Consider the following 14,569-nt stretch of genomic DNA (forward strand, 5'->3'; position numbering starts at 1 on the left):
ATTGGACCGGCATTCGAACCGGAGCGTTTTTATCCTCCACCAACAGTAAGAAGAATTTTTCCGGTTTTGTTTAGCTTGTGTTCCGCCCTACGGCGTGAACATCACCGGGACCTCCATGAAACATTATTCATGTTTGGCATCCAGTCGTTGAGGCCGGTTCAACGAAACCGGCCCCTTGATTCCCCCCTAACGGGTGGCCACCACTGCGACATCTGGGCGTTGGGAATTCGCACTTGGAATCTGTGCTGCGGACTGAATGAGCCAGGCCTCGAAATGAGTCTCGCCAAGCTGTGCGCCATTTTCCGGCACGAGTGTTTTCTGGCTCACCTGCGCCCCAGAGTACAGCGCGTGTGGATCACCAATAACCTCGCGGGGATCTTCGAGTGTGGCCAAGCGCCGCCGTACCAGTTCATCCAGGCGAAACTGTTCCGGGCCCCCAATTTCCACGATGCCGTTGACTGGTGGACCTACCGAGATCCTACCCACGGCACTCGCGACATCGTCGGCAGCCATGGGCTGAAAAAGTACAGGCGGCAACCGCACCTGGGCGCCGTCGAAGGAAATGTCGGCGATGCTCTTGAGAAATTCGAAGAACTGTGTGGCCTGGATGATCGTGTAGGGGATGGGGGATGCCTTGATGAGGGTTTCCTGAGCGATCTTCGCGCGAAAGTAGGCGCTCTCGGACAGCCGTTTGGTTCCCACGACCGACAACGCCACGTGATGGTTTACCCCTGCGGCAGCTTCATAGGTGAGAAGGTTGCGGGTTGACGTGGTGAAAAACTCCATCACCGCTTTCTCCTCGAAGGATGGCGAATTCGAGACATCGACGACAACCGAAGCGCCTTCCAGGACTTCGGCCAGTCCCTCGCTGGTGAGGGTGTTGACGCCGGAATTGGGTGACGCCGCCACAGCCTGGTACCCGTGTTCACCGAGTTTCGTGACGAGCTTTGACCCGATAAGCCCACTGCCGCCAATTACCACGATTTTCATTCTTGACCTTCCGTTTGACATGATGAACCTCCTGTTGTGTGATCGCCCGTAGTCCGGACGAGTGATGTCTGAAACCTACTCAATGTTGTGTTGAACCGTCCTTCTCATTTGATTGCTCTCTGGATCGTTCCGACAGTCACTTGACTGGCACGAGTACTGGGGCGCCCTTGTCCTTGATCAAGAACACCAGGAATTTTGCCGGCTTGATGCTGCTTGCGTTCCGACTCACGACGTGAACATCGCTGGGACTTTCGTACCAGGTCTGTCCTGGTGTCAGCGTCACTTCTTTCCCACCCTCCACTTGCATCACAATGGAGCCTTCCAGCACGTAGATAAATCCATGTGCGTTGTGTCGGTGGATCGGGTCAGACCCGCCGGGAGCCTTTTGCACTGTGATCATCAACACTTCCCTGCCGGGAATTTCCGGCAGATCTTTCGCCATGAGCGGCGTGACTTCAGCCGCCTGAGCCATCGATGTGCCGGTCATAAGACCTAGCAACACCAACACGAGTTTCCTGTTCTTCGTAATTGACTTTCCATTCGTCATGATGAACCTCCTATTGTGTGATCGCCGCTAATGCGGACAAGTGATCTCCGAAACCTGCTCAGAATTGTGTTGAACCGTCCTTCTTCTTTGCTTTTTACATGGGGCCCTCCGGTGTATGTGATTTTCGCTATCGAAACCCAGTCCTTTATTCTTCTCTGGCATTTTCACGAATCATCCATTCCCATATGTAAGGCCGGTAATGGAGAAGTTCCACGCCCCCTTTCTTGCAAGTATTCAGGAATCGAACGGCCTCAATATCCACGAGCGTCACACCCTCAAGGTCCAACGCGATGGGCAACTGCTCGCCATCGACCTGCATCCTCAATTCCTCCAGGTGCTCAGATTGCAGCCGACCGCTTAGGCGGATGATCGTCTTGTGTCTGTCTGCAGTTTTTTCAATCCTTATTGTCATCGGCGCTATTTATGATCTGTACGGTAAAGTGGTATCGCAAGGAGGATGCCAATGATAACCGCTTGAATTTATTGCGATTAGCGCGGCAGCAGTTGACGAATTTTCAGCATTTGCTGAAATATCGGCAAGCAGGAGCGTCATCGGTGTGATTGAATCGGTCCGTTTGTGTAGGAGAGGGTGAGAAGGGACTCAGTCTGAAGAAGACTAGTCCGGAAGCAACGAAAGGGGTTAGGTGGATCGACGGGTGAAACGCTGCTTGTCAATTCCCAGGCTCTTGATTTTCGAGTCGAGCGTCTGTCGCGGAATTCCCAGCTTCGCTGCTGCGCCGGTTGGGCCTGATACTAGGCCCCGAGACTGCGCCAGAGCGGCCTCGATCATGTCTCGTTCGCGTCCGGCAATCGAGGCTGCCAAAGGAACGGCGGGACCAGCTTGTTGATCCTGTTCCCCCTTCAGCCAGGTCTCGTCAACGGAAAATGTATCGCCATCGCACAGCACGACAGCGCGTTCGATGACATTCTGTAGCTCCCGAATGTTGCCGGGCCAGTCGTAAGCCTGAAACAACTCTACCGTCTGCTTCCGGATGTGTCTGATCTTCTTTCCGGCTTTTTGGGCATAACGTTCGATCAGGTATTCGACGAGCAAGGGAATGTCATCCACCCGTTCGCGAAGCGATGGCATCTGGATTGGAAACACATTCAGCCGGTAAAAGAGATCCTGACGGAAACTACCCGCAGCCATAGCCGCTTTCAAGTCGCGGTTAGTTGCAGCCACAACTCGCACATCCACGGAAATCGGCTGGCTACTTCCGACTCGTTCAATTTCCCGCTCTTGGAGCACTCGCAACAGCGCGATCTGTGTTTCCGCAGGCAGCTCACCAATTTCATCCAGGAAAATCGTCCCGCCATTGGCGGACTCAAAACGCCCTAGCCGTCGCTGGAGCGCGCCGGTGAAAGCACCTTTCTCGTGTCCGAATAGCTCGGAGGCAATAAGTGAAGAAGGGATCGACGCACAATTCACGCGAATAAATGCCCGGGACGAACGGTTCGACCGCTTGTGAATCGCGCGAGCGATCAGCTCCTTGCCCGTCCCGGTCTCTCCGAGAATGAGCACAGTCGAATCCACCGGCGCGACCTTCGCCAATTGCCGCAAAACTTTACGCAGCACTTCGGAGGACCCGACGATCTCTTCGAACATCGAAGCCCCATCGATTTCTTCACGTAACGCCATGTTCTCGTTTCGGATGCTCTCTTCAGCTTGCTTGCGCTCCTCAATGTCGATTCCCGTGGCGTACCAGCGAATGATGAGTCCCTCATCATCCCGCAAGGGGTTGTAACGGAATAAAAACCAACGGTACCGCCCGTCTCTGCGGCGCGCGCGTAACTCCAGGTCAAAGGGGGCTCCATGGGCTAATGCATTCTGACGCTTTTCCTGCACTCTTTCGAGATCTTCGGGATGAAAGAGTCGCGTGCGAAAATCATCGGCCTTTAGGTCCTCCAGGGTGAGACCCGTGTAGTCCAGCAGGACTTGATTGACGTAAAGAGGCATCCCATCCAACCCCAAGACACCGATGGCTTGAGGTATCGCATCGGTAATGCGCCGAAGCTCCCTTTCGTCTTGCCGCAGCTTTTCTTCCGCCCGCTTGCGCTCGACGATCTCTTTCTTTAACTCTTCGTTCGCCGCCGCAAGGTCTTTAGTCCGTCGCGCGACTCTTTGATCAAGTTCCTCTGCGACTCGCCTCTGTTCGCTTAATAGTCTTGCCTCTTGCAGCCCGATCGCGGCCTGGTTCGCGGTCACTCGCATCAGGAGTTTTTCAATCTCCGTCGCGAAATTACCTCGACAGGAGCCAGCCACTAATACCCCGAGTTCATCCTGAACCCCCAGCCGGAATACCGAGATCGAGATTGCACCTTGTCCAATCGGATTCGGCACAACGATAGGCGATGTGTGTGGACCATCCCCCAACCAGGGGGTAAGCGCTTGACCGATCTCTTGCGGCCGAAGCATTAAATTTCCGGGTGGAGTGAGTCGGGCCATCTCGATCGGCGCGCCGCGGCCAAATGTATCGGCTAACCGGACATAGGCGAAGTCCAGGCGCAGCATGCTTACTAACGCTTCGAGCAAGGTACTCACAATCTTGGATGGCTCGTGGTTTCCCCAGATGGCGGGAAGGGCGAGAACCGCGATCAGGTCATTGAGACAGGCCTTGAGGTCCTTGATCTCATCAGTTGTTTGCTTTGTCTCCATTGCCTATCGGATAAATGAAGGGCCTCAACTCATCTGCGTGGCACCGCGTTCCCGTAGCTGCCCAAGAAACTCATCAGGGGGAACGAAGAATGGATTCTCCTGAAGGAGACCGCCGATGATGACCATCGGATGCGTCCGCAGCATGTCGACGACGAGGTCTCCGCCAAACTTGGCAAGATCATACACGCAGATGAGGGGGTCGTCGTACTGAGGCAAGATTGAGTTCAGCCGTGACTCACACTTGATCCACTCATCGGCGTTGGACCCGTCCTCAAGGATTCTCTCCGCGACGTTGGCGACAAATCGAGTGAGTGGGAAGCCAAGCGCGGCTCCGGTTTTGAGCGTTTCCTGAATGAGGCCGAGCATAGCCTCGGGGTTGAACCGCCCACCACGCAGAAAGGTCTCCTCCACCGTCGCTACCTCGAGTTGGCGGAGATGCTGCGTCGCCGTCACGGCGATGCCGGCGGACTCCAATCGCCGAAGGTGTTCCTCCCGCAACTTGGGATCGACGACATGGAAAGCACGGTCGCCGCACTCGAATCCCTCCTTAATGAACGGAAGCAGTATCCGATACTGTTCGGCAGGGTTGTGAAAGAAGGCACAGACATGACGTTGCGCGCCAAGCACCGAACCGGCTAACCGAATCGGTCGGTGGCCCTCACGTGAGACTCCGCCGCGAAACCTGTCTCGGTCATTGGTGAGCTCCATAGGGTCTCTCTTATCCTGGCTACGAAGAGAAAAATGAGAGGTCTGAAAATGACATTACTCCAGGTGGCCTCCATTCATGATGGTAGGCAGAGAGCCACGAACGGAAGATGATGATACTCTGGGTTTTCCCATATCTCCCCTCGGAGATCCGCAGGGGTAGCTATACAGCAAGCGCTGAAAAGAAACCATTCTGACCAAATGCCGCTTCACGTGTCAATCGACTTTCCGATGGATCTGCACACAATAAAATCGGCAGAAGTGCTCCTGTTGCTGAGATATTTAAGCCGGCAATCAACCTTAAACCGGCAATTGCAGGACATACGACGCTTTGGGCTATGCATACAAAAAGCTGGCATTTGTCTGCCGCCGTATTCACCGACAGGTTAAGGAAGACTTCTGATGATACCTCTCGCCAAATTTCCTGGTTGCCACTCCCACGGTAAAGAGTGCGTTCACTATCGGTTATACAATTCCTCGGTGTAGTCAAAGACATCGGAACGGGCCTTCGCTTCCAGCGGGGAACGCATTCACCCCCAGGTCCCGCCCATTGTCCTCCGGGTTAGCTTTGATAGAACGTTTTCTCTGGACTGCACATTTATTCCAGGGAATCGTGTGTGAGGGCCACAGCTTTGATTTGGGCGTGGACTCTTTGACCGGGATGGAGTTTGAGGGTCGCTAAGGATTTTCGGGTAATGGTGGCCAGCAAGGAACAACCAATATCCAATTTGATATCGACAAATGGTTGACCAGACTCAATGGGTCCAATTTCCATGACGGTCGCCACTAAGACATTGAGCACACTGGTTTGAAAAGCTGGTGGGCTGGCGACAAGACTGACGTCCCGGGCCAGAATCTGCACACGTAAGGATTCTCCTATGGAGGAATGTTGGCGGGGCACTGACAATCGACCACCGGAAAAAGTCAGAATGGTGAGCCCGAATTCCAAATCATGTTCCGCCACACGAGTGTCAATGATTGCACCAATGTGGCCGTCCGGGATGACACGGCGACTGCCTACTTGAGAGAAGACTTCAGCAAGAGGCCCGATAGCCACCACGCTCCCCTCCTTCAGCAGGATGAGGGTCCTGGCCAGTTGCACCACTTCATGCAGAGCATGACTCACGTAGATTATGGGAATTCTGAATTCCTTATCCAGCCGTTGGATAAATGTCATGATTTCCCGCTTTCGTTGAACATCAAGCGAACTGAGCGGTTCGTCCATGAGGAGCAGGCGCGGGCTGGTTAATAATGCGCGGCCAATGGCCACTCGTTGTTGCTCCCCGCCGGACAGATGGGTTGCCCTGCTTTCCAACAACGAGTCTAAACCCAGAATCGCGACAACCTGATCGAGGGAAACACGACGTTCCGATACCGGTATCCGTTTCCATCCGTACAGTAAGTTTGATCGGACGCTCAAATGAGGGAACAAGCGAGGCTCTTGAAATACGTAACCAACCGGACGTTGCGAGAGCGGAAGAAAGATGTGTGTGGTTTCATCCTGCCAGACGTGCTCTCCCAGGGCGAGAAAGCCGGTCGGCGACCGTTCCAATCCGGCGAGACAGCGCAAGAAGGTGGTCTTGCCGCATCCGGAAGGACCGAATACGACCGTGATCCCTTCAGCGGGTACACTTACCTTCACCTGCAGGTGGAATGAGGGAAAGGCTACCTCGAATCTGGCTGTCAACTCGCTCATGAGACGTGGATAGGCAAGCGGCGATTCACCGTATAGACCATAAGAAGGACCAGAAATGAAAAGACAAGAAGCCCTGCCGACAGGACATGAGCCTGGGTATATTCCAACACTTCCACATGATCGTATATGGCAATGGAGAGTACCTTCGTTCTCCCTGGAATATTCCCTCCCACCATTAAGACCACACCAAATTCGCCAAGGGTATGTGCGAATCCAAGGACAATGGCCGTGAGATATCCGCGAGAGGCCATGGGGGAAGCAATGGTCAGAAATGTGTCGAGCTTTGAAGCCCGGAGCGACCAGGCCGCCTCTAACGGCTTTCTCCCGATTGACTCAAAGGCACCATGCAAAGGTTGAACGACGAAAGGGAGCGAATACAAAGCAGAAGCAATGACAAGCCCGGTAAAGGTGAATGAAAGCGCCGATCCGGTTACCGCCTGCGAGGCGCTCCCAATCCACCCATGAGGTCCCAACGCAATCAGCAAATAAAATCCGAGCACCGTTGGCGGCAATACGAGAGGCATGGCGACAATTGCTTCAACTACCGTCCGGGCTCGGGATCGGGTATGTGCAAGCCACCAGGCAAGCGGAGTTCCAATGATCAGAAGGACGATCACCGTTACCCCGGCCAGGCGCAACGTCAGCCAGAGAGGCCCTAAATCCACCTCAGATAATGTCATGGCTCCCTATGTAGCATTATCACCTTTGGAATGGAAGTTCTTTTCTCATTGGTCGATATGTGGTCGATTATGGCAGTCCATAGCCAAATCGCTCAATAATGGCCAGGCTTTTCTCTCCTTTGACATAATCCAAAAATGCTCTGGCACCTGCATGATTCTGTCCAGGCATTAACAGGACCGCTTCTTGTTCGAGTGAATCGTGAAAAGAAGTTGGCACATCCCACCGGCTGCCGCTTCCGTTGATTTTTGGATCCAATACTTGGGAAAGGGCGACAAAACCAAGTTGGGCATTCTTTGAATACACGAATTGAAAAGCTTGTCCGATGTTTTCCCCCTGAACGATCCGATCCTTGAGGAATTCCCAGAGGCCCATCTTCTTGAGTGTGTGTTCCGCTGCCCTGCCATAGGGCGCGGTCTTCGGATTGGCAATGGCCAGATGATCGAAGTGGCCATCTGAGAGAAGATGATGTGCCTCCCCTTGAACCAGGTTCGAATCTGCACTCCATAAAGTCAGACGCCCCACAGAGTAAACAAACCGGCTTCCCTTAACGGCCAAACCTTCTCTTTCCAACAATTGTGGGCGCTCGGCATCTGCTGAAAACAAAACATCGAACGGTGCACCGTTTTTGATTTGTGCATAGAGTTTTCCGCTCGATCCGGAACTGACCAGTATCGTGTGCCCCGTGTCTTTCTGAAAACTCGTGATAATTTCGTTAAGAGTCGCCAAAAAATTCGCGGCAACGGCCACCCTGACTTCTTCGGCGGCGGCGGTCGTTAAACACACATAAAAAAAGAACATGAGGACAAAAGTATGGACTCGGAGAAACATCATTCACCTCCCAATTCAATAGATGTCGCCAGGTGGCTCAGTCTAGAGAACAGGCTGACCCTGATTAAGCACTTAGAGCCGTTTCACAATCTGATGCGCATGGAAAGATAAAAATAATCCGTATCCTTGCTCCCGCCTTGAGGTAGATTCGCCGAAGCGGGCAGTCGCTTAAAATAGGATCCTTTGAACCAATGGTCGTACCCGGCATCAAATTCAAGGTTTTGGCTGACAGTCCACGTCGCACGTAATTCAATATCATGCCCCAAATAGTTTCCTGCTCCTCCTGAGGGATCTTGTAAAAGGATCCCCCCATTCACGGCACGGCCTTGAGCCAAATACCAGAATCGCTGTTTGATTTGCATGGTTACGTTATTCGCAGGCTTAGCAACCAACCTCCAACCGGGAGAACTGATGTTGGACCGGAGAAATGGTCCGAAAATTCCCGTCGCCATTAAATCCCAACGCCGAGCCCCAAACAGAGGATCAAATGTTCCGCTCTGACTTCCTCCCGGTGTGCGAGTTCCGCTGGCATAGGTATACTGCACCAAAAATTGAGGAGTCCAGGGCACATTAAACGTATATCCAACTTGGGCATTGGGATTATAGGCAAAATGATCGACCTGCCCTATTTGTCCCACTTGAACGGCCCCCTCCAATTCATAATCGAATTCACCAATGGCAGAATCCTTGAATAGGCGAAATCCATACGTCCCATACGTACGATGGAAATTCTTATTTTGTTGTCGTTGATCGTTTAATCCGTAATAAAAGGCATTGATATTCATCCAGGAGATCTGAAGGTTTTCCACATACGCACCCCAAAATAAAAACTTTTCATTCTGCTCGTCGAGTTTGACCTCCTCACGAATAACCGGTTCGGTGATAAAGGTACGGAATCGCCAAGTATCGGCTTTCCCAATTTGCCAATGAAAGCCGTCAAAGGCATTCTGGGTATTTCGGAAGTCATTGCGGGCGACATACCGACGGCTTCCCAAGTCCAGGGTCATGCGGCCGAAATGCAAGTCCGTTCGCAATCCGCTTCCTAACACATTGTCCACGGTCAATGACCCGAACAATTGTAAAATATCCCATTCATCGACCGTTGTGTTATTCACAAAGCCTCCAGTCTGCCCTCCGTACTCACGAGAATCCTGCCCTTCAAAGAGCAATCGGAGAGGACCATTTCCCAGTCCAAAGCGCACTCGAGTCCTGAGGGCCAGCTGGGAATCCGTTCGCCCCCCACCAATTTTTGCAGTGGATCGCCAGGGATGATCAACACTTTCGAAGCGCGTGCGGTTTTCTATGCCCAAGTCAACAAAATCTGGAAGCCCCATTGCCGCCTTCAGATACCGATTCCATTGAGTCTCTTTGTCTTGGATAAGGACGGCATCAGCCGTTTCCATCCAATTTCTTCCGTTCTGTGCTTCTGCCCGATCTTCAATCTGTTTAAAAAATTCCCCATATGCTGATCTCTTTTCAATGGTTAAAGAAGAGGGATATGAAGGCGTCGGATCCGCCGCCAAAACCACCGTGCAAGGAATCACCATGGCCATTCCTAATACGGTCAATATCCAGACCGTCACGGTATCCGCCGCTTTTCTCATTACGACACAGTCTTCCTTGGGCGTTATAATGATCAAAAACCGTGAAAGCATTCCGCAGATAAACCCTGCATAATGTAATTTTAAAATTGCATATTGTCAAGCTTAGCTTACATTTATCGCCTCTCTAATATTGGCTCTGATACCGGGTTGATTACAATGCAGATCGACAAATTCTCAGATGTACAGGTGAATCCCAAAACCGGAAAATTTTCTCTGCGGGGACTCGTCTTACCAGAAATAACGTTTGTGAGAAAATGTGTCCAGGTCATCCGTGCCGGCAAGAGGATTTCACGTCTGGCGTGAATCTGATGGAGGAGGTCCAGGGAGTACTATAGTGGGAGGGGAGGGAAAGTCAGTTCTTAAGATACGTGACCCACATTTCCTGCGATACCTTCGATATCTATTTCCAACGTCAGGGTGACCACCCACGCAAGGGTCCAGCCCATTTTCCCGGGTCCAGTGTGATTGCCGGACTCGCCAGGTGAGTACTGATTCAGCACACACCCATCGAATGGCTCTTTCCAGGGGGAGATGGCCGCATTGAACTCCTGGGACAACGCATGTGGAGTCGCACCTCGGCGCACACCTGAAGGGATGGTACGGTCGGCACAGGCTCAACGACATGGGAACACATTTCATCAATCCCGGCATGATCAGGAAAATCTGCTTGTATGAGTTTTGTCCGTGAGTAAATACAAAGGTCTGCCGTGCGATTCCTCACCATCATCTTCGAAAGACTACCAGCCCACCTGCAATCGGGCGAACAGGGCGTTTTCCTGCTCAAAGTTTTTATTGTTCGGGGCCCCTCCATCGAAAATACCATGTTCAAAATTCAACATAACTTTAACCCGATGGGCCAAATGCCAATTAATCCCCACCGTCCAGACCCTGGCTTTTTTGGCGCTGGCAGCCGAATCGGCAAACACCGGGAAGGCCTCCCGGTCCACCAGTAACTCCTGATATCGGGCTGCAAATTCCACGGCTCCCCAGGCGCCTTGAGCCGGGTCGAACGGTCGGCGTGGCGTCACACCCGTGAATGACGCGTTCTCACCCGTCAAAACATAAGACGCTGCCACCTGCCAGGCCCGATTGGTCAACCGTTTTTCGGTTCCCCCTGAGGTTCGAAGGTCTTGGACATTCAAAACATATTCCCCGAGTACTCCCAAAGGTCCCCACACATAATACGCTTGCGGTGACAGCCGATACCGGACACCAGAGGCCCTCACCCCACCCCGATACCGAAAAAAAGTAATGCTATCACTTCCGGTGGCAGGGGTTCGGAAATTTGATGGAGTAAAATTATCCCGGCCCCAGGTACCGCTCACTCCCGCCTGCAGCCCCTGCAGCCATTTCACGTCGGTACTCAGGAAGGGCTGGGCAAACAGCCGTACCATGTAGTCCTTGTCGTTGTTCGAGTCGAAACCCGTGATGGAACCGCCTGTACTGGATGTGTCGTCTCTCACACCATTGAAGACGCCAACCTGATATGCCAGGCGGTTTTCAACCAGATCCCCATAGAGTTGCACCCCGATGTCGCGATTCGGAACGAGATTCTCCGTCAAACCACGCTCGATAAACATAATGTCGGCACTGGACTGAAGCCTTTCCAAACTGACAGGAGGCTTGAATTTCCCCGCACGCAACCGGAGTGCCGGCCAATAATCAAAACCGATATACCCATCCATCAGCCTCACTTGCCCCTGGCCAAAATCAGGCATCAGCTTGAAACTGATGTACCGATACAGGGTCCCTCGGAGAATTGGTCTGAAACGCCGGACCTCGAACGTATTCGTGACGCTTGATTGTGCCGTATCACCAAAAAAGAACCGGCCACCCACTTGGGCATACCCCGCAAATCGCAATTCAAATGCACGGTTTGCCGAACGCAAGAAAACACCATTCTGATCGGCTCCCACCACTAACGCTTCTTTCGCCAACCGGTCGTCACGCTGTTGATCCAATTCTCGAAGACGATCGGCAACTCGTTGCTTCTGTTCCAATTCTTCCAAACGCTCCTCCAGGGTTTTGGGACCCGGCATGCATTGAAGTTCTTTCTTCGATTCCCTCAGGCACACAGGCTCCGCCGCAACAAGCTTCCCTGTTCCTCCCACCGCCATCACGAAGAGCCCTGTGATGACCAGCCAACGAACCGTTCGCATATCTTCCTTTCCAGCATGAAAACGTCCGACAGTCCGGTCAGTCGACGCCTTACTCAATTTACATTGGCGTTCGAAATCGACGAGTACCAGTGAGCTGATGACGCGTGCAAAAACTCGGCACACCATGGCCAATAATTTCCACCAATCTGTCGCAAAAGCTTTTGATCCGTTTGCAAATTGCATCCAGTCCAGGATTTAACTCGGAGGGGCAACGGACGGGGTTCCACCAAAACCAATTTGTTCTGGATTTTTGAACCCAACAGCTTTTCTTGGACGATTATTATGATTGCCTATGACGCATCGGTGGCGAAGAATTCCGATACACTTTTTAAAAGTGTACTGTGTACATCCTGAAGCGAGGCTGAACTGTGATTTCAGCCTGCCGTAAGGTTGGCAATGTTAGGAATTGTTTCCGGATTGAATCAGATTGATGGAGAAGAGGAAGGCAGCAGAGAACATGAAGGAAGATCTGAAGGAAAAATCGAGGAACAAATTGATCCTATTGGTCTGTACTCTCGATTTGACTGGCCAGTTGGGATTTCTGACATCCGCTTATCCGGTTGATGAGGTCACGAAGTCCCAACAGCTCACCGAAAAGCACTGGGAGGGTCAAAGCCGCAACCCTGCCGACCTGACCTCACCTTGATCGGGGTTGATCTTCATGCTTCGAAAATTTGACTTGGAGAACAGGAGAGATACACCAATACCCAAGGCCTGATACCGGGAAGATTTGACTTCTACCGAAGGGGATCGCGAAATTATAGAAGGTTCAGTTAAAGCCACCCCTGTGACTAGGAAATTGAAGGGGAACTCATTCTGTGGCTTCCCTCCCTTCTTCGATGATGTGCCACCCTGTATTTGTCATGATGAATTCGCTGACAGATCCGGTCGGGACATCGTGAGTGACATATCGTTTCGGCATCGGGGTATTTGCCGCATACCCAAGCAATGCCGCACAAATATCGCCATGCGAGACGATTACGACAGATTTTTCAGGGAATTTTTCAACCAGCTTATTCAAGCTACCTTTAGCACGGAATTCCCCATCTGAAAGCGACTCTCCTCCGGCAGGACGAGGATCCTGTCCCAGTGCCCACTGCTTCTCTCGCCAGGCCCATGAAATCTGATTCCCATCCTGACTGTTACCCCCACGCAAAGAGGCAAAAGCCGGATCAACCTCATATCCTGACTTCAATCCAATGACCTGGCCAATAGATTGAGCCGTCTCACGCGTTCGACCCGCAGGAGTACTCAGAACGGCAACAATGCCTTTTTCATTGAGAAAATTTCCGATTGCGATCGTCTGTCTTTGCCCTTCTGCTGTTAGAGTGTCAAGCTCTTCCTCTGGAGTCCACGCTACGTGCACCACATTTTTCTTTGCTTCAGCATGTCGTACAAGGTACACCCTCAGAAGGACCTTCCCATGAATCACCGGGTCGATGTCTTCATGAATATTTTTTGAATGACACCCATTCACCACGACTAAGAATATGACAAGAAGGATTTTCATCGTTAATCAGGAAAACTTCCCCAAAGGAAACTGAGTTACGTAGGAGTGTTGGCGGGTATTTCCTTAGTAATCGGAATAATGTGTGTGCCTGCCCGAATTTCGTCGGTTCCCCTTATCACAACGAGATCACCCGATTGCAGAGCGCCAAACACTTCAATCATTGAGCCACTCTTTGATCCCTTTCGGACAGGAATCCATTCCACCAGGTTCTCCTTGACCAGGAGTACAAAAACGTTTTCGGTCGTGGTAATAACCGCTGTGGCCGGTACAAACAAGGTCGAAGTGGATCGGCGAATCGTCCAGCGGACCTCCGGGAACATTCCCGCGGCCAAGCGCATCGTCGGATTATGCACGTCCATCTCCACGGGCATAGATCGGGTTTTAGGATCTACCGATTGAGCAATACGAGACACCACTCCCTGAAAATTTTCCTCTGGATAGGCCGGCACGCTAAATGTCACGGTTGCCCCTTTAGCAATTGACCCTACATACGCTTCCGGAACTGGAACGACCAATCGCAAGTGAACAATTTGCTCTAACCGTAACAACGATGAGGCGCGACCGCTTCCGCCTTCCGGCCCCACGACCGCTCCCGGATGAATATTTCGTTGCGTGATTACTCCATCGAACGGCGTCACCACCCGCAAATACTTTTCCATTTCTTGTAACGATTGGAGACGGGCTGTCAGGGCTTCCTGATGATGTTGGGCCAATTCCAAATCATTTCCAGCCACGATACCTGGCGTAGAGGCGGCGGCTTGAAGACGGGTATACGTGATATTGGCCGCACGAAGCTGGGCTTCCGCTTCCCTCCTCTGCGCTTGCAACTCTGGTGCGCGTAATTGGATGAGGATATCTCCCTTCTTGACTCGTGCCCCACGATCCACGTTGACGGATTCAACGATTCCCGTGATTTTGGAGGAGAGGTCCACACTCAAAAAAGGAAGCAATTCTCCCGGCAAGGGAATCGTCTCTTTCAGATGTTGGCTGGAAACCGGCACCACTTCAACTGAGAGCAGCTGAGTATTGCCCGCAGGGATTCCTGATAGTTCCAGGGAAGGCGTTGGGGATGAAGAGACCGTGGGCTCTTGAGGAACACGGCCTTCGTTGCTCAGCACCATCACACCTGCGGCAATAATTCCCAGCAACACCAGCCCGATTCCGATCATCTTGCCTGACATAGCAACTCCCGG

The 14,569-nt window shown here is 52.3% G+C and carries 14 protein-coding genes; 2 read left to right on the plus strand and 12 right to left on the minus strand.

Features of this window, described 5'->3' with window-relative positions:
• Positions 1-186: 186 nt before the first annotated feature.
• From ACWHYD_RS12520 to ACWHYD_RS12530, 3 genes are all read right to left on the minus strand, one after another.
• Positions 187-990 (minus strand): SDR family oxidoreductase, encoded by an 804-nt coding sequence (locus ACWHYD_RS12520; RefSeq protein ID WP_447962371.1) that lies wholly within the window; start codon positions 988-990, stop codon positions 187-189.
• Between the two features lie 136 nt (positions 991-1,126).
• Positions 1,127-1,537: a cupin domain-containing protein gene (locus ACWHYD_RS12525; RefSeq protein ID WP_447962372.1), complete on the minus strand. Its 411-nt coding sequence runs from the start codon at positions 1,535-1,537 to the stop codon at positions 1,127-1,129.
• A 145-nt stretch (positions 1,538-1,682) separates the two neighbouring features.
• Positions 1,683-1,856, minus strand: a complete 174-nt coding sequence (locus ACWHYD_RS12530; protein ID WP_447962373.1) for a hypothetical protein — start codon at positions 1,854-1,856, stop codon at positions 1,683-1,685.
• A 104-nt stretch (positions 1,857-1,960) separates the two neighbouring features.
• Between ACWHYD_RS12530 and ACWHYD_RS12535 the strand changes: the two genes are divergently transcribed.
• A complete protein-coding gene (locus ACWHYD_RS12535; RefSeq protein ID WP_447962374.1) occupies positions 1,961-2,098 on the plus strand; it encodes a hypothetical protein in 138 nt (45 codons plus the stop codon).
• Positions 2,099-2,177: 79 nt separating this feature from the next.
• Here the strand turns inward: ACWHYD_RS12535 and ACWHYD_RS12540 are convergent, their stop codons facing one another.
• The 7 genes from ACWHYD_RS12540 to ACWHYD_RS12570 all read right to left on the minus strand — a co-directional run bounded on the left by ACWHYD_RS12540 (position 2,178) and on the right by ACWHYD_RS12570 (position 12,049).
• The gene (locus tag ACWHYD_RS12540) at positions 2,178-4,193 is read right to left on the minus strand and encodes a sigma 54-interacting transcriptional regulator (protein ID WP_447962375.1); all 2,016 of its coding nucleotides are present in this window, start codon (positions 4,191-4,193) and stop codon (positions 2,178-2,180) included.
• Between the two features lie 24 nt (positions 4,194-4,217).
• Positions 4,218-4,901, minus strand: a complete 684-nt coding sequence (locus ACWHYD_RS12545) for an MEDS domain-containing protein (protein WP_447962376.1) — start codon at positions 4,899-4,901, stop codon at positions 4,218-4,220.
• 595 nt (positions 4,902-5,496) lie between these two features.
• Positions 5,497-6,594 (minus strand): molybdenum ABC transporter ATP-binding protein, encoded by a 1,098-nt coding sequence (gene modC, locus ACWHYD_RS12550; protein ID WP_447962377.1) that lies wholly within the window; start codon positions 6,592-6,594, stop codon positions 5,497-5,499.
• Complete coding sequence (gene modB / locus ACWHYD_RS12555; RefSeq protein WP_447962378.1) at positions 6,591-7,274, minus strand: molybdate ABC transporter permease subunit; 684 nt, start codon at positions 7,272-7,274, stop codon at positions 6,591-6,593. Before modB ends, modC begins: the two co-directional genes overlap by 4 nt.
• A gap of 67 nt (positions 7,275-7,341) precedes the next feature.
• On the minus strand, positions 7,342-8,106 hold the full coding sequence (gene modA / locus ACWHYD_RS12560; protein WP_447962379.1) for a molybdate ABC transporter substrate-binding protein: 765 nt from the start codon (positions 8,104-8,106) through the stop codon (positions 7,342-7,344).
• 80 nt (positions 8,107-8,186) lie between these two features.
• A complete protein-coding gene (locus ACWHYD_RS12565) occupies positions 8,187-9,707 on the minus strand; it encodes an alginate export family protein (RefSeq protein WP_447962380.1) in 1,521 nt (506 codons plus the stop codon).
• Positions 9,708-10,444: 737 nt separating this feature from the next.
• Entirely contained in the window at positions 10,445-12,049 is a 1,605-nt protein-coding gene (locus tag ACWHYD_RS12570) for an OprO/OprP family phosphate-selective porin (RefSeq protein ID WP_447962381.1), read from the minus strand.
• 274 nt (positions 12,050-12,323) lie between these two features.
• On the opposite strand from ACWHYD_RS12570, the gene ACWHYD_RS12575 reads away from it, so the two are divergent.
• Positions 12,324-12,512 carry a hypothetical protein gene (locus tag ACWHYD_RS12575; RefSeq protein ID WP_447962382.1) on the plus strand — a complete coding sequence of 63 codons (189 nt, stop codon included), beginning with the start codon at positions 12,324-12,326 and terminating at the stop codon, positions 12,510-12,512.
• Between the two features lie 165 nt (positions 12,513-12,677).
• On the opposite strand, the gene ACWHYD_RS12580 is transcribed toward ACWHYD_RS12575, so the two are convergent.
• Positions 12,678-13,376 (minus strand): histidine phosphatase family protein, encoded by a 699-nt coding sequence (locus ACWHYD_RS12580; RefSeq protein ID WP_447962383.1) that lies wholly within the window; start codon positions 13,374-13,376, stop codon positions 12,678-12,680.
• Between the two features lie 35 nt (positions 13,377-13,411).
• Complete coding sequence (locus ACWHYD_RS12585; protein ID WP_447962384.1) at positions 13,412-14,557, minus strand: efflux RND transporter periplasmic adaptor subunit; 1,146 nt, start codon at positions 14,555-14,557, stop codon at positions 13,412-13,414.
• Positions 14,558-14,569: the final 12 nt, after the last annotated feature.

The organism is Nitrospira sp. Ecomares 2.1, assembly GCF_965152585.1.

Coding starts and splice junctions, on each gene's coding strand:
- ACWHYD_RS12520 (WP_447962371.1), bottom strand. CDS start 990: ATGAAAATCGTGGTAATTGGCGGCAGTGGGCTTATCGGGTCAAAGCTC.
- ACWHYD_RS12525 (WP_447962372.1), bottom strand. CDS start 1,537: ATGACGAATGGAAAGTCAATTACGAAGAACAGGAAACTCGTGTTGGTG.
- ACWHYD_RS12530 (WP_447962373.1), bottom strand. CDS start 1,856: ATGCAGGTCGATGGCGAGCAGTTGCCCATCGCGTTGGACCTTGAGGGT.
- ACWHYD_RS12535 (WP_447962374.1), top strand. CDS start 1,961: ATGATCTGTACGGTAAAGTGGTATCGCAAGGAGGATGCCAATGATAAC.
- ACWHYD_RS12540 (WP_447962375.1), bottom strand. CDS start 4,193: ATGGAGACAAAGCAAACAACTGATGAGATCAAGGACCTCAAGGCCTGT.
- ACWHYD_RS12545 (WP_447962376.1), bottom strand. CDS start 4,901: ATGGAGCTCACCAATGACCGAGACAGGTTTCGCGGCGGAGTCTCACGT.
- modC (WP_447962377.1), bottom strand. CDS start 6,594: ATGAGCGAGTTGACAGCCAGATTCGAGGTAGCCTTTCCCTCATTCCAC.
- modB (WP_447962378.1), bottom strand. CDS start 7,274: ATGACATTATCTGAGGTGGATTTAGGGCCTCTCTGGCTGACGTTGCGC.
- modA (WP_447962379.1), bottom strand. CDS start 8,106: ATGATGTTTCTCCGAGTCCATACTTTTGTCCTCATGTTCTTTTTTTAT.
- ACWHYD_RS12565 (WP_447962380.1), bottom strand. CDS start 9,707: ATGAGAAAAGCGGCGGATACCGTGACGGTCTGGATATTGACCGTATTA.
- ACWHYD_RS12570 (WP_447962381.1), bottom strand. CDS start 12,049: ATGCAATTTGCAAACGGATCAAAAGCTTTTGCGACAGATTGGTGGAAA.
- ACWHYD_RS12575 (WP_447962382.1), top strand. CDS start 12,324: ATGAAGGAAGATCTGAAGGAAAAATCGAGGAACAAATTGATCCTATTG.
- ACWHYD_RS12580 (WP_447962383.1), bottom strand. CDS start 13,376: ATGAAAATCCTTCTTGTCATATTCTTAGTCGTGGTGAATGGGTGTCAT.
- ACWHYD_RS12585 (WP_447962384.1), bottom strand. CDS start 14,557: ATGTCAGGCAAGATGATCGGAATCGGGCTGGTGTTGCTGGGAATTATT.